General features: G+C 52.1%; 22 protein-coding genes. 2 read left to right on the top strand and 20 right to left on the bottom strand.

The features are described from left to right. The first annotated feature begins 250 nt into the window (after positions 1 to 250). Positions 251 to 1,165 (top strand): polysaccharide deacetylase family protein, encoded by a 915-nt coding sequence (locus ACE3MQ_RS06810; protein WP_379391841.1) that lies wholly within the window; start codon positions 251 to 253, stop codon positions 1,163 to 1,165. A gap of 52 nt (positions 1,166 to 1,217) precedes the next feature. On the opposite strand, the gene trmD is transcribed toward ACE3MQ_RS06810, so the two are convergent. The 19 genes from trmD to ACE3MQ_RS06715 form a co-directional block, all read right to left on the bottom strand. Next, entirely contained in the window at positions 1,218 to 1,967 is a 750-nt protein-coding gene (trmD, locus tag ACE3MQ_RS06805) for a tRNA (guanosine(37)-N1)-methyltransferase TrmD (RefSeq protein ID WP_379391840.1), read from the bottom strand. A gap of 2 nt (positions 1,968 to 1,969) precedes the next feature. Beyond that, positions 1,970 to 2,488 carry a ribosome maturation factor RimM gene (gene rimM / locus ACE3MQ_RS06800; RefSeq protein WP_379391839.1) on the bottom strand — a complete coding sequence of 173 codons (519 nt, stop codon included), beginning with the start codon at positions 2,486 to 2,488 and terminating at the stop codon, positions 1,970 to 1,972. Positions 2,489 to 2,604: 116 nt separating this feature from the next. Continuing rightward, positions 2,605 to 2,835 carry a KH domain-containing protein gene (locus ACE3MQ_RS06795; RefSeq protein WP_019638108.1) on the bottom strand — a complete coding sequence of 77 codons (231 nt, stop codon included), beginning with the start codon at positions 2,833 to 2,835 and terminating at the stop codon, positions 2,605 to 2,607. 23 nt (positions 2,836 to 2,858) lie between these two features. Further along, positions 2,859 to 3,131, bottom strand: coding sequence for a 30S ribosomal protein S16 (gene rpsP, locus ACE3MQ_RS06790; RefSeq protein ID WP_019638109.1), 273 nt, complete (start codon positions 3,129 to 3,131; stop codon positions 2,859 to 2,861). Between the two features lie 45 nt (positions 3,132 to 3,176). Then, complete coding sequence (gene ffh, locus ACE3MQ_RS06785) at positions 3,177 to 4,556, bottom strand: signal recognition particle protein (protein WP_379391838.1); 1,380 nt, start codon at positions 4,554 to 4,556, stop codon at positions 3,177 to 3,179. An 86-nt stretch (positions 4,557 to 4,642) separates the two neighbouring features. Beyond that, positions 4,643 to 4,996 (bottom strand): putative DNA-binding protein, encoded by a 354-nt coding sequence (locus ACE3MQ_RS06780; protein WP_379391837.1) that lies wholly within the window; start codon positions 4,994 to 4,996, stop codon positions 4,643 to 4,645. 212 nt (positions 4,997 to 5,208) lie between these two features. Then, positions 5,209 to 5,856 (bottom strand): PAQR family membrane homeostasis protein TrhA, encoded by a 648-nt coding sequence (gene trhA, locus ACE3MQ_RS06775; protein ID WP_379391836.1) that lies wholly within the window; start codon positions 5,854 to 5,856, stop codon positions 5,209 to 5,211. A 40-nt stretch (positions 5,857 to 5,896) separates the two neighbouring features. Continuing rightward, positions 5,897 to 6,910, bottom strand: a complete 1,014-nt coding sequence (gene ftsY, locus ACE3MQ_RS06770; RefSeq protein WP_379391835.1) for a signal recognition particle-docking protein FtsY — start codon at positions 6,908 to 6,910, stop codon at positions 5,897 to 5,899. A 91-nt stretch (positions 6,911 to 7,001) separates the two neighbouring features. Continuing rightward, positions 7,002 to 10,574, bottom strand: a complete 3,573-nt coding sequence (gene smc, locus ACE3MQ_RS06765; protein ID WP_379391834.1) for a chromosome segregation protein SMC — start codon at positions 10,572 to 10,574, stop codon at positions 7,002 to 7,004. Positions 10,575 to 10,688: 114 nt separating this feature from the next. Continuing rightward, positions 10,689 to 11,387, bottom strand: a complete 699-nt coding sequence (gene rnc, locus ACE3MQ_RS06760; RefSeq protein ID WP_379391833.1) for a ribonuclease III — start codon at positions 11,385 to 11,387, stop codon at positions 10,689 to 10,691. 12 nt (positions 11,388 to 11,399) lie between these two features. Then, positions 11,400 to 12,638 (bottom strand): beta-ketoacyl-ACP synthase II, encoded by a 1,239-nt coding sequence (gene fabF / locus ACE3MQ_RS06755; protein WP_379391832.1) that lies wholly within the window; start codon positions 12,636 to 12,638, stop codon positions 11,400 to 11,402. A 123-nt stretch (positions 12,639 to 12,761) separates the two neighbouring features. Then, positions 12,762 to 12,995 carry an acyl carrier protein gene (acpP, locus tag ACE3MQ_RS06750; RefSeq protein ID WP_019638123.1) on the bottom strand — a complete coding sequence of 78 codons (234 nt, stop codon included), beginning with the start codon at positions 12,993 to 12,995 and terminating at the stop codon, positions 12,762 to 12,764. Between the two features lie 69 nt (positions 12,996 to 13,064). Then, positions 13,065 to 13,814, bottom strand: coding sequence for a 3-oxoacyl-[acyl-carrier-protein] reductase (gene fabG / locus ACE3MQ_RS06745; RefSeq protein ID WP_379391831.1), 750 nt, complete (start codon positions 13,812 to 13,814; stop codon positions 13,065 to 13,067). A gap of 83 nt (positions 13,815 to 13,897) precedes the next feature. Continuing rightward, entirely contained in the window at positions 13,898 to 14,833 is a 936-nt protein-coding gene (gene fabD / locus ACE3MQ_RS06740; protein ID WP_379391830.1) for an ACP S-malonyltransferase, read from the bottom strand. An 82-nt stretch (positions 14,834 to 14,915) separates the two neighbouring features. Beyond that, complete coding sequence (locus ACE3MQ_RS06735; RefSeq protein ID WP_379391829.1) at positions 14,916 to 15,905, bottom strand: beta-ketoacyl-ACP synthase III; 990 nt, start codon at positions 15,903 to 15,905, stop codon at positions 14,916 to 14,918. An 8-nt stretch (positions 15,906 to 15,913) separates the two neighbouring features. Beyond that, positions 15,914 to 16,906: a phosphate acyltransferase PlsX gene (gene plsX / locus ACE3MQ_RS06730; RefSeq protein WP_379391828.1), complete on the bottom strand. Its 993-nt coding sequence runs from the start codon at positions 16,904 to 16,906 to the stop codon at positions 15,914 to 15,916. Then, entirely contained in the window at positions 16,890 to 17,486 is a 597-nt protein-coding gene (gene fapR / locus ACE3MQ_RS06725) for a transcription factor FapR (RefSeq protein WP_379391875.1), read from the bottom strand. The genes plsX and fapR overlap by 17 nt, the downstream gene beginning before the upstream one ends. Before the next feature lie 213 nt (positions 17,487 to 17,699). Next, positions 17,700 to 17,873, bottom strand: coding sequence for a 50S ribosomal protein L32 (rpmF, locus tag ACE3MQ_RS06720; RefSeq protein WP_055108505.1), 174 nt, complete (start codon positions 17,871 to 17,873; stop codon positions 17,700 to 17,702). Between the two features lie 52 nt (positions 17,874 to 17,925). Further along, positions 17,926 to 18,444: a YceD family protein gene (locus tag ACE3MQ_RS06715; protein WP_379391827.1), complete on the bottom strand. Its 519-nt coding sequence runs from the start codon at positions 18,442 to 18,444 to the stop codon at positions 17,926 to 17,928. 285 nt (positions 18,445 to 18,729) lie between these two features. On the opposite strand from ACE3MQ_RS06715, the gene ACE3MQ_RS06710 reads away from it, so the two are divergent. Next, positions 18,730 to 19,989 carry a nucleotidyltransferase gene (locus ACE3MQ_RS06710; protein ID WP_379391826.1) on the top strand — a complete coding sequence of 420 codons (1,260 nt, stop codon included), beginning with the start codon at positions 18,730 to 18,732 and terminating at the stop codon, positions 19,987 to 19,989. On the opposite strand, the gene ACE3MQ_RS06705 is transcribed toward ACE3MQ_RS06710, so the two are convergent. Further along, positions 19,979 to 21,016 (bottom strand): SepM family pheromone-processing serine protease, encoded by a 1,038-nt coding sequence (locus ACE3MQ_RS06705; protein ID WP_379391825.1) that lies wholly within the window; start codon positions 21,014 to 21,016, stop codon positions 19,979 to 19,981. The genes ACE3MQ_RS06710 and ACE3MQ_RS06705 overlap by 11 nt on opposite strands. Between the last annotated feature and the right edge of the window lie 57 nt (positions 21,017 to 21,073).

The following is a 21,073-nucleotide window of genomic DNA, read 5'->3' as shown; positions in this document are numbered from 1 at the left end:
CAAACCAATAAACGTGATTAGGTGCCTCTAGTTAATTAACCAGGAGCTCTAATCCTGAAACAGGATTACCGCAATATCTTTTGTAATCCAGCCTAAAAATATACAGGCACATATTCATCATATTCCGCTCGAGGCTAACGCGTGCCCGTCTACAAAATATTTATGAACAATTTACATTTTCTACACTTATTTCGTACCTGCTTTCATATACAATAGAGCTAGCAAGTTACCTAGATAAAGGAGAGTCATTATGAGTCGCTTCAAGAAATATGCATTAGTTTTGCTAGCTTTTATTATTATTCTATACGCGGTAGCCGTAGCAAATCCCGGTACGGTTCTCTCGCGCAAAGCCTGCAGCTCCTGGAGCTTGGTTAAGGATCAAGCCTTTCTGATGACTCACCCCAGACAGGACGATAACCTGAAGCTGCCTGCCAGCTTCTCAATCCAGCCCGGCACCGCCGAACAGGTTCCTGTTCTTATGTATCATTACATTACTCCTCAAGCCTACAATGATCAACCGGACAACAATTCGATTATTAATCTGGAAGCCTTCGAGGAAGGGATCGATTACCTATATGAACAAGGCTACTATACAGCTACTTTGGAAGAGCTGGAGCAATATGTGCTCGGCCAAGCAGCTCTTCCCGCCAAAACTGTAGTCATTACTTTTGACGACGGCTATCAGAACAACTATATCTATGCTTATCCCATTTTGAAAAAATACGGATTCCACGCAACGATCTTCCTGATCGGCAGCAGAATTCAGGCGGAGACAACGCCATTTGATCCCGCCAAAAAAAGCTTTCTCTCGCAGGAGGAAATAGAGGCTTCCTCGGACGTATTTGAATATCACAGCCATACGTACGATCTTCACCACAAGGAATTTATAAAATGCGGATTGAACTACTCCTCAGGCTTTGACACTACTAATTTGGAGAAGGATATCGCCAAAATGAAGGAGCTCGGCATCGACAGCCCCTATTTTGCATATCCTTTTGGTGAGAAAAGCACCCCTATGGTCTACTATTTGCAAAAAAACAGCTACCGGATGGCCGTGACCGTTCACCAAGGCTTCGTCAAGCCCGGCGACTCTCCCATGAGATTGAAACGGCTCACGGTGACTTCAGGAACTAGCATGGCTGAATTATTGCAAAACGAACCATGAGAAAAAGCAAAATACCCTTGCCGCTGGCAAGGGTATTCTAACATTCGCTCCTCTATCCTTCCTGCTCCGACTTGATCTCCTCGAGCCATTTCCGATCCTTTGGAGTTAGCTCGATAAGCTCCAGCAAATCGGGACGACGCAGCCATGTTCTGCGCAGCGCCTCCTTGCGGCGCCAATCCGCTACATTGGCATGATGCCCGCTTAACAGGATATCCGGCACTTTCCAGCCCCTAAACTCTACAGGACGGGTATAGTGAGGGTGCTCCAACAATCCGGTACTGAATGAGTCGCTGACCGCACTAGTTTCATTTCCTAGGACGCCAGGCAGCAATCGAACGACACTGTCGATCACGACCATTGCCGGCAGCTCCCCGCCGGTCAGCACATAATCGCCAATCGACAGTTCATCCGTGACGAGATGCTCCCTAATTCGTTCGTCATACCCCTCATAATGGCCGCATATGAAGATCAGATGCTCCTCCTGGGCCAGTTCCTCCGCTTTGCGCTGCGAGAAGCTTTCGCCTTGAGGGCACATCAGAATAACGCGGGGAGCGGGCGCACTCGCAGGCTGGGCGGACAACAGCTCCTCAACCGCCCGGAAGATCGGGTCAGGCTTGAGCACCATTCCTCCTCCTCCGCCATACGGCGTATCGTCCACCGTACCGTGCTTATTTTCGGCATAGTCTCGAAAGTTGACCGGTTTTAGCGTAACGATCCCCTTATCTTGAGCCTTACCGAGAATGCTCGTTCCAAATACGCCTTCGAACATTTCCGGAAACAGAGTTAATACATCTACTCTCATCCCTACAGCAGCCCTTCCATCAGGTGAACTTTGACAATCTTGGCCTGCACGTCCACATCGAGCACAACCTCGTCTATAACCGGAAGCAGAAGCTGCTTCCGAGATGGCATTTTGACCACCCAAACATCGTTTGCTCCTGGGCGAAGGATCTCTTCTACGACTCCAAGCTCTTCCCCTTCTTCATCCATGACCCGGCAGCCGATGATTTCATAGAAGTAGTACTCATTATCCGGCAGCTCGACGGATTCCTCTTTGCTGACTTTAATTTCAAAGCCTTTATACTTCTCTACCTCATTGATGTTGTCAAAGTCCGCGAAACGGACGATGAACATTCCCTTGTTAGGGCGCGCGGAAGCGACAGTTACCTCAATTTGCTCGCCAGTTTCAGGGTGAACCATCATCAGCCGGCTCTTTGGAGCGAACCGCACCTCCGGGAAATCCGTGTTGGAAATAACCTTTAATTCTCCACGGATGCCGTGTGTATTTACAATTTTGCCAACAGACAGCAATGAATCCGACATAACATCCTCCTTGAAAAAAAATCATCACTTGTAGAACTGTGCTCCATCTCTCGCCTCAGCTTCAGCATGTACGAAAAAGGGCTAGGACAGTCATCCTAACCCTCTTTCGTATATTTTTAAGATATGATATCCACGGTGACCCGTTTATCCATCTTAACGGCTGCCGATGCTACAACCGTGCGGAGCGCCTTAGCGATTCTCCCCTGCTTGCCAATCACTTTCCCCACATCATCAGGATGTACGGACAGTTCATACACAATCAGGTGTTCCTTCTCTACGACCTCCACACGAACATCGTCCGGATGATCAACAAGAGCCTTCGCAATAACGCCGACTAATTGTTCCATAAAGGGACCCTCCGAATCAGCAATTATTTTTGCTGCTTAAGCTCATGAAATTTCTTCATTACGCCTGCTTTGCTAAGCAGGTTGCGAACAGTATCAGATGCTTGCGCACCGTTCTGAAGCCATTTCAACGCTTTCTCTTCGTCAATGTTTACTGCTGCCGGCTCAGCGACCGGGTTGTAGTAACCAATTTCCTCGATAAAACGGCCGTCACGCGGGGAACGGGAATCCGAAACCACGATACGGTAGAAAGGAGCTTTATGAGCACCCATGCGTTTCAAACGAATACGAGCTGCCACGAAATTCACCTCCTTCAAAGAATGAACTGAACGATACATAACGGCTTACCGGAAAGGAAATCTCATTCCTTTGCCTGCTTTGGCCTGCATTTGCTTCATCATTTTGGAGCCCTTGCCTTTCGGCCCCATCATATCGGAGAACTGCTTCATCATCCGGCGCATTTCATCGAACTGCTTGATCAGCCGGTTCACATCGGCAAGCGTCGTGCCGCTTCCTGCGGCGATCCGTTTGCGTCTGCTGTGGTTGATCATATCCGGGTTCTGCTTCTCTTCCTTGGTCATGGAATGGACGATCGCCTCGACGCGGCCCATCTGCTTCTCATCGACCTTGATATCCTTCATCTGCTTCATCTTGCCCATGCCCGGAATCATATCCATGATCTGATCGAGGGGACCCAGCTTCTTCACCTGATCCATCTGCTCGAGGAAATCATCAAACGTAAATTCCGCATTGCGCATTTTGCGTTCCATTTCCTTCGCTTTCTCGGCATCGATGTTCGATTGCGCCTTCTCAATGAGGGACAGCATATCGCCCATGCCGAGAATTCGCGAAGCCATCCGCTCTGGATGGAACGGCTCCAGCGCATCGATTTTCTCTCCGAGCGCCGCAAATTTGATCGGGCATCCGGTAACTGCTTTGACGGACAAGGCAGCACCACCGCGGGTATCTCCGTCCAGCTTGGTCAGCACGACACCGGTCAGCTGGAGCTGCTGATTAAAGCTCTCGGCCACGTTAACGGCATCCTGACCCGTCATCGCATCAACGACAAGCAGCACTTCATCCGGCTGCGTCACCTCATGAATTTGACGAAGCTCTTCCATCAGCTCTTCATCGACATGCAGGCGACCCGCTGTATCGATCAGCAGATAGTCGTTGCCGTTATCCTTCGCATGCTGCAGCGCCTGTCTTGCAATCTCTACCGGGCTGTTGCCTTCAGGCAGTGTGAATACAGGCACCTTGATCTGCTCGCCTAGCACCTGAAGCTGCTTAATGGCCGCCGGACGATAAATATCTCCCGCTACCATCAGCGGACGATGATTTCCCTTCAGCAACAGCTTGGCCAGTTTAGCTGAAGTCGTCGTCTTACCCGCACCTTGCAGACCCGCCATCATAACCACGGTCGGCGGTCGATTGCTCTTCGCGAGCTTGGCCTGGCTTCCGCCCATAAGGTCGGTCAGCTCTTTGTTAACAATATCAATGATGACCATGCCCGGCGTGAAGCTGTCCATCACTTCCTTGCCGACGGCCTTCTCCTTCACCTTGGAGATAAATTCCTTGACCACTTTGAAGTTGACGTCCGCTTCGAGCAATGCGAGCCGTACTTCTCTCATAGCTTCATTGACATCGTCTTCCGATACCTTGCCTTTGCCGCGCAACTTGCTGAATACGCCCTGCAATCGGCTCGTTAAACCTTCAAAAGCCATCTTCGGTCACCTCCGTTTCAAGGATTAAATACTGCGAAATCCAGATAAATCATGCATAACCAACCCGTCGATACATGTTTTTCTTATTATAATTGCTCAGCCTGATCGAGCAAGTTCCTTGCTTCTTCTTTATGTACGGCGGGTAACTCGCTGTTTGCAATCAGTTCCCCCAGCCGGACAAGTACAGCGCTTCGTTCCTCATGCTTTTGAAGGAGCCCAAGCTTCTCTTCATAGACCTCCAGCATGCCCTCGGCCCGCTTAATATGTTCATAAACGGCCTGTCTGCTGATCCCAAACTCGGCAGCAATTTCGCCCAGCGAAAAATCATCATGGAAATAATATTTAAGGAACGTCTGCTGCTTCTCTGTAAGCAGCGTCTCATAGAAATCAAATAAAAGGTTGATCCGATTCGTCTTCTCAAGCCTATTCTCCTGACTCATATGGGCACTCCCTCCGTCAAGGAAAAACACTTTACAGCGCGCATCAACGTTCTTTATCATACCTAATGAAAAGTAGGATGTCAAGTAGTTTCCCTTAACATATAAATTGCAATTTCCCGCCTTAGCGATTCTGCCCCGCAAATCATCAAGGCCGCATGTCGATCAAGCGGACAGCGGCCTTATCCTATGAACAAACGGAGTATATTTTATTCCTACCAGTTTGGCAGCAGATACAGCAGAATGGCGAAGAAATGCGTAACACTGCCTGCGAGCACGAACAAATGCCAAATCGCATGATGGTAAGGAAATGCTCGCCATACATAGAATACCGTGCCCAGCGAATAAAGAATCCCCCCAGCGACAAGCAAAGCCATGCCCTGAGAAGGAACTGCAGCCGTCAACGGCCCCCAAGCAATAACGATCAGCCAGCCCATGATTAAATAGAAGAAGGTGGACATGAACAAAAAACGTTTGACGAAAAAAGCCTTGAACAGTACGCCAAGGATCGCTATCCCCCAAATGACGCCGAACAGGCTCCAGCCGAGCGGGCCGCGAATCGCCACAAGGAGAAATGGAGTATATGTGCCAGCGATGTAAAGGTAAATGGAGGAATGATCGAAAAATTCGAACAAGTCCTTCACTTTGCCTTCCTTAAAGCTATGAACGAGAGTGGAGCAAACATACAGCAGAAGCATGCTGACCCCATAAATTGTAAAGCTGACTACGTGCCAGGCCGTCCCCTTCAAGCTGGAAAAAACAATGAGCAAAACTAGCGCTGCCACACTTAGTACAGTTCCAATCCCATGGGTAATGGCATTGGCGATTTCTTCTCTGCGCGGATAAGTATGCGTATTAGCCATACTATATCGCCTCCTAGAATTTTGGTGTGCTTCTCTCTAATCAGTCATGACTCGCTGCAGGGTCTTCTTCTGCCGCTTCTTCTTCCTGAATCAGTCCAGCGAATAAGCCGTGAACAAACTGCTCGGAATCGAATCTTTGCAAATCCTCCATTTTCTCTCCAAGGCCTACGAACTTCACCGGCAGGCTCAGTTCTTGACGGATAGCGATAACAATGCCACCCTTGGCTGTCCCATCCAGCTTCGTTAACACAAGTCCAGTAACTCCGCTTTTTTCACCAAACAGCTTCGCCTGACTTAAAGCGTTCTGACCCGTTGTGGCGTCAAGCACCATCAGCACTTCATGCGGCGCATCCGGAATTTCCCGCTGAATCACGCGATAGATCTTGTTCAGTTCTTCCATCAAATTCGATTTGTTCTGCAAGCGTCCTGCCGTATCGCAGAGCAGAATGTCTACTCCGCGCTGTTTCGCGGCCTGAACGGCATCAAACATAACGGCAGCCGGGTCGGAGCCGGGCTGCTGCTTGACGACGTCTACGCCGACGCGCTCGCCCCATACCTCAAGCTGCTCAATGGCTCCGGCACGGAACGTGTCTCCGGCAGCAAGGAGCACCTTCTTGCCCTGCTGCTTATAATGATGCGCCAGCTTGCCGATGGTGGTTGTCTTGCCGACGCCGTTGACCCCGACGAACAGAATAACGCTGATTCCATTCGGATTCAATCGCATCGTGTTGTCTTCATCCCCACGAAGCAGCTCCGTGAGCTTCTCCGACAGAATCGGCTGCAGCTCGGCCGCGTCCTCGATCCGCCGTTTCTTCACTTCGCTTCGTAAATCGTCGATCAAGGTAATTACGGTATTTACGCCGACATCGGCTCCAATTAATATTTCTTCCAATTCCTCAAAAAACTCCTCATCGATCTTTTTGCGGCGAATGACGAGGTCAGTCACTTTCTCGACAAAGCCTTTACGGCTCTTCTCGAGTCCATCCTTAAATTGCTTTGTCACCGTCTCCGTTTTGGAGGCAATGCTATCCTTCAATTTTTTAAAGAAACTCATGAGGTTCCTCCCTTAAGTAATTCATCCCAAGTTCCATTTTCAAATCGATCTGTGACGCTCTATGCTCTAATTTATGCCACGGCAGAGCGGCTCAAGCAATTTCCACCGTCTCCTCATCCTCCAGCTTGACGGAGACAAGCTTGGATACCCCGCCTTCCTCCATCGTTACCCCATAAAGAACATCCGCCTCTTCCATCGTCCCTTTGCGGTGGGTAACGACGATAAACTGGGTTTGCTCGGAGAATTCTCGCAAATATTGAGCGAACCGGGCGACATTGGCTTCATCCAGCGCGGCTTCTACCTCGTCGAGCACGCAGAACGGCACGGGCTTCACGTGCAGGATTGCGAACAGCAGCGCCATTGCCGTTAATGCGCGTTCTCCGCCTGAGAGCAGCTGCAAATTCTGCAGCTTTTTGCCCGGCGGCTGGGCCACGACATCGATGCCGGTCTCCAGCAGATTATCCGGATCAATGAGCACGAGATCTGCCCGTCCTCCTCCAAAAAGCTTGGTGAACACCGTGCCGAATTCCCGGCGAATGGCATCAAAGGTGATTTTGAAGCGCTTGGACATTTCGTCGTCCATTTCCTTGATCACCTGATAGAGCGTCGCCTTCGCCTCCACCAGATCATCCTTCTGCTCGCTCAGGAATTGATAGCGCTCGGACACCCGCTCGTATTCGTCAATCGCCCCGAGATTCACTTCGCCCAGCATCGTGATCTGCCGTTTGAGCTCTTTGACCTCCCCTTGCGTTTGCGGCACATCCTCAGGCACAGCATAACGCTGTTTCGCCAATTCAAAGCTAAGCTCATACTCATCGCTCAGCTTATGCAATATGTTATCGAGCTCCACATCAAGTCTGTTCGCTTGAATTTCCGTCTGACGAAGCTGCTCCTCAACAGCCTTGAGGCCAATTCTTTGCTCCTTAGTCTCACTCTCGCCTTCTTCAAGCTTCTTCACCAGTACGCTTCGCGAAGCCCGCTCCATATCAAGCTGCTCGCTCGTGCGCTCTTTTTTCAATTTGAAGTCATTCAGTTCTTCTCGCTGATTGACGCTTTGCCGTTCATTCTGCTGCAAATCGGCCTCAATCGACTGAAGAATGCTGCGGTTCTGCTCCAATTCCTTCTTCTGGATTTGGAATTCCTCCTGCGAGCGCTGAAGCTGCTCACGGAGAGAGTGGCATTCCTGATCCAGTTTGCCTTCACGAACCTTAAGCCCGGTTAATTGATGCTGCAATTCTTCCTTTACGGATTCATTCGCTTTACGGGCAAATTCGGCCGCCTGAATTGACTGGCGGATCGTTTGCTCCTCCTTTTCCAGCTCCTTCAGTCTTGCTTCTGCAGTTGCTTTGCTCTTGTCCAGCTCCTCGATCTCCTGGATATAGTGCCCCTTCTCCTGGCCATAGAGCTCAAATTGCTCGGAAACATGTCTCCATTCATGCTCTACTTGCTTCAGCTCGCTGGTCTGAGACTGCTCTTCCGTACGCTTACTATCTCCGGCTTCGCGCAGCTTCTCCAGCTCCTGCTCGCACTGCTTCATTTGCGTGCGAACATCATTTAATCCATTTCTCAGCTTGTCCAGCATATCCTCGCTTTCGCGAATATCGGCAGCAAGCTGATCCAGCTGGCGCTTCCGCCCCAATAAATTGCTGTTCTTGCGATGCTGGCTGCCTCCGGTCATCGAGCCCCCGGCGTTGACGACATCGCCCTCCAGGGTGACGATCCGGAAACGATACTGGCAGCGGGCCGCCATCTTATTGGCTCGTTCCAGGTCGCTGGCAAACACGACGTTGCCAAGCAGACTGCCCACAATATTCGCATAACGCGGGTCATGGCCGACGAGCTCGGCGCCGATGCCGATAAAGCCCTCGGCTTCCTCCATCGTTCTCTTGTCTGTCCCGGACATCTGCCGGGGACGAATGACGTCGAGCGGCAGGAAGGTCGCCCGTCCGAGCTGGCGCTGCTTCAGGAACGCGATCGCCTGCCGGGAGACGGCTTCATTCTCCATGACGATATGCTGCATCGCGGCTCCGAGTGCGGTCTCAACGGCAAGCTCCAGCTTCTCCGGTACCCGGATCAGCTCCGCCACTGCCCCGTGCACTCCGCCGAGCAGCGATTTGCGGGATGCCTTCAGCACTTCCTTGACGCCCAGGGCAAAGCCGTCAAAATCCTCCTCCATCTCCTTCATCGTATCGCGGCGGGAAATCAAGGCTTCTCGCCTTTGCTCCCACTTGCGGATATTCGCGGAGCTGTCCTCAGCCAGCTTTTGCAAGGACTGCTGCCGTTCGCTTTCTGTAATATACCGGCTGCGAAGGTCGGCAATTTCCTTGCCGAGACGTTCCAGCACCTGCTCAAGCTCCGTCTTTCTGCCTTTCAGGCGTGCCAGATCCTCCCGCCATTTCGCGCCCTCTTCCTCCGAACGATCCATTCGGCGCTGAACGCCTTCCTTCTGCTGGTCGGCATAGCGAATTTCATTGCGGGCCTCTGCCATTTGATTCATCGTATCCAGCAATTGCCCTTTGAGCGCTTCCTCCTGAGCCTGGCTGATGCCACCGGTCACGCCCACGAGCTTCACTTCCTCTGCCGAGAGCTCCGTTCTCAGTTCGTTCAGCTGCTTCTCGGCCTCGGCAAACTTCTCGGACAAAGCATTCATTTCTTCTGCGCGCTGGGCGTAACGTTCCTCATTGACAGCGAGCGATTGACGCAGCTGATCACGATTCTGGATCAGGTTCTTCTCGCGCTCCTTCAATACCTCGCCAAAGCCTTCGCTTTTCTCAAAGCTTTCGCTGTACTCCAGAAGCTGTCCCTGCAGCACATCGATATGCTCCTCTAATTGGCGAAGAGCTAGTCGGTCACTCTCCAGCTTGGCATCATGAGCCGATACGATCGTCGATAACGCCAACTGCTCCTCCTGCAGCTTGGCCAGCTTGCCGTTCGCCTCGCTCCAGGTCTCATGAATTTTCTCGATTTGGTGCACATATAGCGATATTTCTTTATGCTTTAACTCCTCACGGAGCTCTTTATAACGAAGCGCCTTCTCCGATTGCTCCTTCAAAGGGCCGATTTGATCTTCCAATTCACTGACCAGATCGTGAATACGCAGCAGATTTTGTTCCGTGTCATCGAGTTTACGCCGGGCATCCCGTTTACGGCTCTTATATTTGACGATCCCGGAAGCTTCCTCAAAAATTCCTCGCCGATCCTCAGAGCGCGTACTCAAAATTTCCTCGATTCGCCCTTGACCGATGATCGAATAAGCTTCCTTTCCGATTCCCGTATCCATGAACAGCTCGGTAATATCCTTTAGGCGGCAGGATTGCTTATTGATCATGTACTCGCTATCCCCGCTGCGGTGAACCCGCCTTGTAACCGTTACTTCACTGAAATCGAGCGGAAGGGCATGATCCGTGTTGTCGAGGGTAAGAGAGACTTCTCCGTAATTCACTGCTTTACGCGCGTCACTGCCCGCAAAAATAATGTCTTCCATTTTGCCGCCGCGGAGCGACTTGGCACTCTGCTCACCCAGCACCCACCGAATGCCGTCCGAGATATTGCTCTTTCCGCTGCCGTTGGGGCCAACTACAGCCGTAATGCCGCGTACGAATTCCATTTCCGTTTTGTCGGCAAAAGATTTAAATCCTGCTAACTCGATCCGTTTCAAAAACATACCTTCACGATCACCTCTACCAGCTATTGTAACATACAAAAATGCTTAATGGGACAAGCAAAACGTCCCCGTGCAGCAAGCAGCGGGGACGATTCATTAATGCCATTTTGATTGTCATTCATTCAAGGATTTCAAACGTTCTAGCGCCACTGCGGCAGCCTGCTGTTCAGCTTCCTTCTTGGAACGTCCAGTCCCTTGCCCCAGCGCACGGCCATCCATGGATACCTCGGAGACGAACTCGCGCTCATGGGCCGGGCCCCGCTCCTCTACGATACGGTACTCCAGCACTCCCATATTATGATGCTGGGTAAGCTCCTGCAGCTCCGTTTTGTAATCCGTCGTCTGCAGCTTTCCGTTAAGCGTAAATTGAGAGAACACGTACTGATGAAGGAAGGCATTAACGGCCTTCAACCCTTGATCCAGATAGAGGGCGCCAATGAACGACTCGAAAACATCCGCCAGCAACGCCGGACGGGTTCGTCCTCCGGTCAATTCCTCCCCTTTGCCGAGTAGTACGTATTTGCCAAACTCCAGACTCTCGGCAAACTTCACGAGTGAAGGCTCGCATACGATTGCTGCGCGAAGCTTGGTTAATTCTCCCTCAGGACGATCCGGAAACATCCGATACAAATGCTCGGATACCGTCAGCTCCAGGACAGCATCGCCGAGAAATTCCAGGCGCTCGTTGTCCTGATGCTGGCTGAACCGATGTTCATTCACATATGATGCATGGGTAAAGGCCTGTTTCAACAGCTGTCGGTTTTGGAATACAATTTGAAGTTTATGCTGTAACTGCTTCAGATCTCCACTCAACAGACTGACCCCTTATGCTTCAAATTTCTTCAGAACAATGGTGGCATTGTGCCCTCCAAATCCGAAGGAGTTGGACATGGCTACAGTAACATTTGCTGGTCTAGCTTGATTTGGCACGTAATCCAAATCGCATTCCGGATCCTGGTTCTCCAGGTTGATCGTCGGTGCGATCATTCCATTCTGAATCGTCAATCCGCAAATAACAGCCTCTACGCCGCCTGCTGCCCCGAGCAAATGACCCGTCATCGACTTGGTCGAGCTGACGGCCACTTTGCGAGCATGCTCTCCGAGCGCTTCCTTGATGGCTAACGTCTCGGAGCGGTCGCCTACAGGCGTAGACGTACCATGGGCATTGATGTAATCGACTTCATTCGGACTGATGCCAGCATCGCGAATCGCCATCTCCATGCAGCGGCGCGCCCCGTTCGGATCCGGATCGGTCATGTGATGCGCATCAGCGCTTAGCCCGTATCCAATCACTTCCCCGTAGATTTTAGCGCCGCGCTTCTGGGCATGCTCCAGCGATTCAAGTACGAGAACCCCCGACCCTTCGCCCATAACGAATCCGTCCCGTCCCGTATCGAAAGGACGGCTCGCTTTCTCAGGTTCATCATTGCGAGTCGACATCGCCCGCATCGAGCAGAATCCGGCGAGACCGGTCGGTCTGATCGTCGCTTCTGCGCCGCCGCAAATCATGACATCGGCATCGCCACGCTGAATCAATTTATACGAATCGCCAATGGAATGAGTTCCGGTCGCGCACGCCGTTACAGCCGTACTGTTGGGACCTTTCGCTCCGAACAGTATCGATACGTGGCCGGAAGCCATATTCGCAATCATCATCGGAATAAAGAAAGGGCTAACACGTTTCGGGCCTTTCTGCAGCAAAATATTATGCTGATCCTCCCAGGTTCCCAGTCCGCCAATCCCTGAGCCGATAATAACGCCTACACGCTCAGGATCAGCTTGTTCACCAATCACGAGGCCGCTGTCTTTTATAGCATTCGTAGCCGCCGCCGCTGCAAACTGAACGAAACGATCCATTTTGCGCGCATCCTTGCGGTCTACGTAATCCTCGGCATTAAAATCCTTCACCGAGGCAGCGATTCGGGTCGGATATTCGCTGACATCGAATGATTCGATAGCGGATACCCCCGATTTCCCAGCCATGAGATTATTCCAGAACGTATCCAAGTCTTGACCAAGGGATGTTACGACTCCCATACCGGTTATTACCACTCTATGCTTCAAACACACTCACCTCGTATAGATCTCATGTGCAATATTGTAATGTAACTAACGATCCTAGCCTGATGATTTGCTAAGATGAGGAGAAGTCCCGCCTACAAAGGAGGTACGGGACTTTGAATGACATTAGGTATGAGATTGTATGTAGTTTACAACTTCACCTACGGTCGTAATCTTCTCAGCATCTTCATCTGAAATTTCCAAATCGAATTCATCTTCGAGTTCCATAACCAATTCGACAACATCGAGCGAATCAGCACCCAGGTCATCTTTGAAAGACGCTTCAAGCGTCACTTCAGCTTCATCTGCGCCGAGGCGATCCACTACAATGCGTTTTACGCGCTCCAATACATCGGACATCCGGTTCACCTCCTCCTTCGTATTATACGAAAATTAAAATCAAAATGCCATAGAAGCTAGGACTATAAATCACATATACATCCCGCCGTCTACGTGCAGGGTCTGTCCTGTCATGTAGGACGCAGCATCGGATGCAAGGAACACCGCCACTTTCGCGATTTCTTCCGGCTGGCCAAGGCGGGCCAACGGAATGTCACCAAGCAAATTTTGCTTCAAATCTTCCGGCAGCTGATCGGTCATATCCGTTGCAATAAATCCAGGCGCAATGCAGTTCACGGTAATGTTCCGGCTGGCCAGCTCCCGCGCGGACGATTTAGTCAAGCCGATTACCCCGGCCTTGGCCGCCACATAGTTGGCCTGCCCGGCATTGCCAAGCACGCCTACGACGGACGATATATTTATAATGCGTCCGGAACGCTGCTTCATCATCGGACGGGTAACCGCTTTGATGCCGTTGAATACGCCCTTCAGATTCGTCTCGATGACCGCGTCGAATTCTTCTTCTTTCATACGCATAATTAGATTATCTCTAGTAATTCCGGCGTTATTCACCAGGATATCAATTCGGCCCCATGTATCCATCGTCTGCTTGACGATCGCCTCGAATTGAGCACTGTCGCCGACATGGCCTTTTACAGCAAATGCCTGAACGCCAAGCGCCTCAATCTCGCTGACGACGCGAGCCGCTGCTTCCTCATTGCCAGCATAATTGACGGCCACGTTTGCCCCTGCTTCAGCAAGCGCAAGCGCAATGGCGCGCCCAATACCACGGGAGGCACCTGTTACCAAAGCCGCCTGACCACTTAGCAATTTCGTCATTGTACACTCTCCTTTCCTAGGATAAACAAGCGGTTAACCGGCATCCTTAAAGCCAGCGCTTAAATGAATACGACTTATATAAGCTACATCAGCGCTGCTGCCGTTTGCTCCAAGCTCTCCAAGCTATTCACGTTATATGTCGTAATGCCTCGGTTTATTTTTTTAATAAGTCCAGTCAGCACGCTGCCCGGCCCGATTTCCACAAAGGTATCCACGCCTTGCGATAACAGCCAGGAAACGCTGTCCTCCCAAAGAACCGGCGAATACACCTGTTCTACTAACAATCTGGAAATGTCCTCTCCGCGCAGAACCGAATTCGCCGTTACATTAGCCACGACAGGGATGGATGCATCACGAATCGTTAGCTGTTCCAGCTTGCCGCCTAGACGCTCTGCCGCCGATTTCATGAGCGACGAGTGAAACGGACCGCTGACTTCGAGCGGAATGGCCCGTTTGGCGCCGATTTCCTTCACCCGTTGGGTGACTGCAGCCACGCCTTCACGACTGCCGGAGACAACGATTTGTCCCGGACAATTGACGTTAGCGAGTTCAACCAAGCTTCCGCCTGCCGTTATGTCGGCACATAATCCAGCCAATGCTTCGCGTTCACCGCCAAGCACTGCCGCCATGGCCCCTTGGCCTCCTGGAACGGCTTGTTCCATGAATTCGCCGCGAGCCCGTACAGTAGAGACCGCATCGCTAAAGCTAAGCGCTCCAGCTGCCGTCAACGCGCTGTACTCCCCGAGGCTATGTCCCGCTACGAAGTCCGGCGTTATTCCCTTGGCCGAAAAAGCCTGATATAGCGCTACGCTTGTTGTCAGCAAAGCAGGCTGCGTATTCGCCGTCTGCTTCAACTCCGTGTCGGGGCCTTCAAATATAAGGCGGGTCAGCGGGAATCCGAGAATCTCATCGGCTTGATCAAACAACTGCCGGGATTCCGGTACCGCTTCATAAATGTCCTTCCCCATTCCTACGCTTTGAGAACCCTGACCTGGAAATACAAATGCCAGCTTACCCATAAATTCGTCAGCACTCCTTCTCCCTATATCAATCACCATATGAAACTCTTTATGACTGTCCGTCGCATATGACTGTGGTCACTCACCAGACAAGAACGGACGCCCCCCAAGTCAGTCCCCCGCCGAACCCTACGAGAAGCAATGTGTCGCCTTCTTTAACTCGACCTTCCTCCACGGCTTCGACAAGCGCCAGCGGGATCGATGCCGCCGAGGTGTTCGCATATTTATCCACGTTAATGACGCACTTCTCCTCCGGCAAGTCCAGCCGCTGCATGGCGGATTGAATGATGCGGATGTTGGCCTGGTGAGGAACGAACAGATCAATTTCACTCTTGTCCTTGCCGGCTTTGCGCAGCACTTCTTCCGTGGCCGTTCCCATAACACGTACGGCGAATTTGAATACCTCACGGCCATTCATATAAATAAAATGCTTGCCGCTTCGTACCGTCTCCTCGGAAGCCGGGCACCGGGAGCCGCCGCCTTCGAGCTTGAGCAGCTCTCCGCCTGCCCCTTCAGCCCCCAAATCAAAGGAAAGGAAGCCTCTTCCTTCCGGTACCTCGCCGAGCACGACCGCTCCGGCTCCGTCACCGAACAGGACGCAGGTGTTGCGATCTGTATAATCCGTAATCCGGGACAAGGCATCCGCCCCAATGATCAATGCATTGCTGTACATACCGGTCTTAATGAAGCCGTTGGCCGTAGCCAGGCTGTATACGAATCCAGAGCAAGCCGCCGACAAATCAAAGGCCGCCGCCTTCTTCGCTCCAAGCTTCTCCTGCAAAATACAAGCGGTAGACGGGAACGTCATGTCCGGCGTTACCGTAGCCACAATAATCAACTCTAAGTCCTCGGCGGTAAGACCCGCTGACTTCAAAGCTCGAACAGCCGCTTCATAAGCTAAATCCGAGGTGGCCTGATCCGGTGCCGCGATGTGGCGCTCGCGGATTCCCGTCCGCGATACGATCCATTCATCGTTGGTTTCCACCATCGTCTCCAACTCGGCATTTGTTAATACTCGTTCAGGTACGTATTTCCCTGTTCCAATGATGCCTACTGAACGTGATTTCATCATTCTACCACTCACTTCCCGCTGATTTCCTGTGATATGCTCTCTGTCAATTGACCTTGAATTGCTGTTCTTGCCTGTCTTACCGCATTCTTAATCGCTTCCCCGTCAGAAGAGCCATGCCCCTTCACCACAAGACCGCTCAGGCCAAGAAGCGGGGCCCCGCCATGCTCCTTGTAGTCGAGCGTCTTCTTCATGCCGCGCAGCGAAGGCATCAATAAGGCGGCGGCTAGTTTGTTCTTCAGCGATTTGGAGAATTCCTGCTTAAGAATCGAGAATATTGTTCCTGCTGTTCCCTCTAGCGATTTCAGCAAAATATTGCCGGCGAATCCGTCACAAACGAGCACATCGCAAGCGCCCGTCAGGATGTCCCTGGCCTCTACGTTGCCGACGAAGCGAATCGGGAGTTCCTGAATCAGCGGGTAAGCGGCTTTCGTCAGCTCATTCCCCTTCATTTCCTCCGTCCCGACATTCAGAAGGCCAACGCGCGGCTTGTGGATACCATGTACCTTCTCCCGATAAATGCTGCCCATTAACGCGTATTGAGCCAAGTGCTCCGGCTTCGCATCCATATTCGCGCCAAGATCCAGCGCCAGAACGCCTCGCTCGTCCACCGTCGGGATCATTGGCGCCAAGGCCGGACGCTCAATGCCATTCATCCGTCCTACGACGAGCAATCCCGTCGTCATCAGCGCGCCCGTATTGCCTGCCGAAATCATCGCCTCGGCTTCTCCTTCGCGCACAAGCCGCCCGGCAACAACCATAGACGCGTCTTTTTTGCGTCGCACCGCCCGTACAGGCTCATCATCCGCTTCTATCACTTCCCCGGCATGATGAATCCGTAGATTAGCAGGTACCTCCGAGCCTTTCAGCAGCGGCTCCAGCTGCTCCTGATCACCAACGAGAATAATTTCGATATCCTTCCATTCCTTAGCTGCAGCCAAGGCACCTTCAACCGTGCTCTTTGGCGCGTGGTCACCGCCCATGGCATCAATGGCGATTCTCATGAAGACTTCCTCCTTCGTTGTTGTCCTCTACCGCTGAACGGTAAATGACGAAGTTCCCTTGGAACACCATCTCTTCGCCCACATAGGTGAACACTTCGACCTTGGCCTTGCCCTTGTTGCCGGATACCGGACGAACATATGCTTTGGCGATGCACTTCTCTCCCAAATGAACCGAACGGATAAAGCGAATATCCGCCGAAAACGTCAGTGCAATCTCATCGTTAATGACCGCAACCGCCAATGAATTGGCTTGAGCGAAGACATGATGTCCGCGCGCAATGCCCGTTCGTGAAAAGACATGCTCCTTGCTTATTTCAAAAATAGATATTCCACTCTTGTCCAACTGCAAATCAACGATTTCACCGATAACCTCATGCAGCGGCAAGGAACGCACCTGATCATAGGATCGTTCCGCCATCAGCTTCATCCGCTCCCGCAGCTCAGGAATTCCCAGCTCCATCCGATCCAGCCGGATCGTCTGAATGCTGACCTTCAGCTGCCGGGTCAATTCCTGATCCGTGACGAACGGATTCTCCTCGATCAGTTTAACAAGCCGCTGCTGCCTCGCCCTCTTGGGCAAACGTTCGATGGGTAACACCCCCGAGTGATCACATTATTTTTATGTAAAACGAATCGCATCAGTTTAGAACCTGGTACTAAGATAGAGTATAAAACATCTCCCTGCAAAAATAAAGAGAAACTAATAAATGAACCTGCCATTTCCATATTAAGCAATAAAAAACAGCACTTCCTTAAAGGATGTGCTGTTTAAGTTCTGAGATATTATCTGGAATTAACCTTTGATAACTTCTCTTGCTTTGTATGTTCCGCAAACTTTACATACGTGGTGAGCAAGCTTCAATTCTCCGCATTGTTCACATTTTACCATGCCCGGCACAGCCAATTTGAAATGCGTGCGGCGTTTGTCGCGGCGCGTTTTGGACGTTCTCCGTTGAGGTACTGCCATGGTTCCCACCTCCTTAATGAAGTCAACCTTATTACGGTGTCACATTGTAATCTCATTTTTTGAAAAAGTCACCGAGCGCTGCCAGCCGCGGATCGATCCGATCCTTCTCGCAGTCGCAATCCCGTTCGTTCAAGTCCGTTCCGCAATTGGGACAAAGCCCCTTGCAGTCGTCCTTGCATACGGCAGCATACGGAAGATTCAGAAGCAAAGCTTCTTCAATATATGGATTCAAATCCACCTGATCCTCGGCCGTAAACCGAATCTCATCCTCTTCTTCATTCTGCCCTTCTTCTTCGGGGGTGTCAATGCGTTTGAAAGTTTCCTCAAATTCAATATCGACTTTACGCTTCAAAGGCTTTAAACAGCGGGAGCAGGACATGTCCAATTCCGCGGACAACGTACCAGTCACCTCAACTATATTCCCTTCCACGTAGACAGCCTTCAAGTCGCATGCAAGCGGACTTATGCTGTGAATGTCTTTACGTCCTTTAACCACATGGCTCATATCCAGAGCTTCTTGCAGCTGCTTCGGCCCATCGTGTGATGCCATCTGGCGAAATTTAAAATTCATGAGTATCACTCCAAACAAACAAAAATTATTATACCGATTTCAAGTAAGTTTTGTCAACAGCAAAGCGCAGAACAAAAGCGGCTGTCTCCCTAATATTACACATATTCCGCAAAACGTCCATGCACATGTGCCAAGAAGGCAGACTGCGTTTTTAGGGCAAGAATCGGCCGGTCATAACGGAATTACACGGCGCAGCTGAAGGCCAAAAAGCTTTATCTTCTTCAAAATGCCCTGGCGAACATGGTATAGTCATAAATTATAGGCCTGTAAAGGTGGTATGCAACATTGAACGTCGTCGGATTAATCGTTGAATATAACCCGTTTCACAACGGGCACGCCTACCACATGACGGAAGCGAAGCGGCTCGCAGGCGCGGAAGCGGTCGTCGCCGTCATGAGCGGCGACTTCCTGCAGCGCGGCGAGCCCGCGATCGTGAGCAAGTGGGCGCGCGCCGAAATGGCGCTGCATGGCGGCGCCGACCTCGTGCTGGAGCTGCCGGTCGCCTATGCGACCCAGCCCGCCGAGTGGTTCGCGCACGGCGCCGCAGCGCTGCTGGATGCGACAGGCATCGTGTCGCATCTCTGCTTCGGCAGCGAGGCGGGCACGCTCGCCGAGCTGCAGCCGCTCGCCCAGCAGCTCGCGGGCGAGAGCGGCGCGCTCAAGGCGGCGATCGCGGAGGAGCTCGCCACCGGGGCGAGCTACCCTGCGGCCTATGCCGCCGCTGCCGCGCGCAGCGTGGCCGCCCCGCAAGCGGGCGTCTCAGGCGCCGCGGCCGACGCAGCTCGCGCGCGAGCGCTGCTGGAGCAGCCCAACAACAGCCTTGGGCTGCACTACCTCATCGCGCTGCAGCGGCTCGGCAGCGGGATCGCGCCGCTCACCGTACGGCGCGAGGGCGCTGGCTATCGCGACGCAGAGCCCGGCTCCGCGAATATCGCCAGCGCCACCGCCATACGCGGGCTTATCGCAGGCGGCGGCAGTTTTCAAGCTGCCGCTCCCTACGTCCCGCCCTATACGGCGGACATCCTCACCCGGGAGTTCCGGGCCGGGCGAGGCCCCGTCACCTGGGAGAGCTTCGCCGCACCGCTGTTCCACCGGCTGCTGACCAGCTCTCCCGAAGCGCTCGCCAAGCATCACGAAGTCACCGAGGGCTTGGAATACCGCATGAAGAAAATGCTGCCTGAGCTAAAACGGTTAACCGTAGAGGAACTGCTGGAGAAGCTTAAAACGAAACGGTACACGTATACGAAATTACAGCGCATGCTGCTGCATATTTTACTTCAGCATGATCGCCAGACCCTGGCTCCCGGACAACTGGCACAAGGCCCCGGGTACCTGCGCGTGCTTGCCTTCAGCCCGAAAGGCCGGGAGCTGCTCAAAAAAATGAAGGGCCGCTCATCCCTGCCCATCGTTACTAGAGCTGCCGCGCTGTCTCATCCCGGTCTGGAGCTTGACATTCGGGCTTCCGCTGCATATGCAAATGCCATGCCTGTCCGAGATGATGCGGAAGTATTCCGAGACTATCGCCAGCCGCCCATCACGATTTAGAGGACGTTTTAACAGGCAGTGCCTCCAAATATTGCAGGGCCTCATCGGCATGCTTGACGGGGATAAGCTTCATCGTCGTGCCGATCTCATCTGCTTTCGCCTTAGCATCCTTATAGTTCGCTTCCGGCACGAAAAATATTTCCGCCTTTTCCCGATGTGAAGCAACGATTTTAAACTGGACGCCGCCGATCGAGCCGATCGTGCCATCCTCTGATATCGTACCCGTTCCGGCGATCCGGTAGCCTTTACTGAGATCGCCCGGAGTCAATTGATTGTAAATTTCAAGCGTAAACATTAAGCCCGCTGAAGGCCCGCCGATTCGCGTATCTGCGAATTTCACTTCCTTATTCTTATCGGTCGGCATCACCTTGCGGACTTCTCCTACGCTCACGCCAAGGCCTGCCTTCGGCAGAGCGCTATCCTGCCCGATCTCCACGAGTTCGACCTGCTGGCGAATCTCTTTGCCGTTACGACTGAGCACGACCTCTACGCGATCTCCTGATTTCTTGCCCTGAAGCAGCTCGGGCAGATCCTCAAACCGCTCAACCGGGCGGCCGTCAACCATGGAAATGATATCGCCAGACTGAAAGTCCCCCTTCGGGGCAAACGTTTTAGACAATCCTACGACGAACACGTACTCGGGGACGACTTCATATTCGACATTGGCCAAATTATAAGCCGCCATGATCGCATTCGATTGGGAGCTGCTCATGTAATAATGCTGCTGCGTTGCATACTCCTTCTCGTTCCGATCCGGCTCCTTGCGTACAACCTCGGTATGAGCCTGGAACCGGGAGGTCGCCAGCATCGCGATATTCGCGTAGCTCACGGACACCGTTGTCAGCATAAACGTGCCCTCTTCTTCCGGATCACCGGCAGGTATCGTCACCATCGGCTTGATCTCCTCCGCCGTACCTGGCTGGTTGATCATATAGGGCGTAGGCATATAAACAACCACATATACAATAATGGCGAGCGTGATGATGTATAACCCCGCTTTTATGACTCCTGATCTGGATTGACGCATATTTTTGCTTCCTCTCTTTTCACCAAGCAGTTAACTGGTGGTCTTTCAATGGCTGAT

Origin of the sequence: Paenibacillus lentus (genome assembly GCF_042714055.1) — a bacterium.
GTDB classification, from domain to species: Bacteria; Bacillota; Bacilli; order Paenibacillales; family Paenibacillaceae; genus Fontibacillus; species Fontibacillus lentus_A.
The sequence above is the reverse complement of the archived record's forward strand: the minus strand, read 5'-3'. Positions and strand labels throughout refer to the sequence as shown.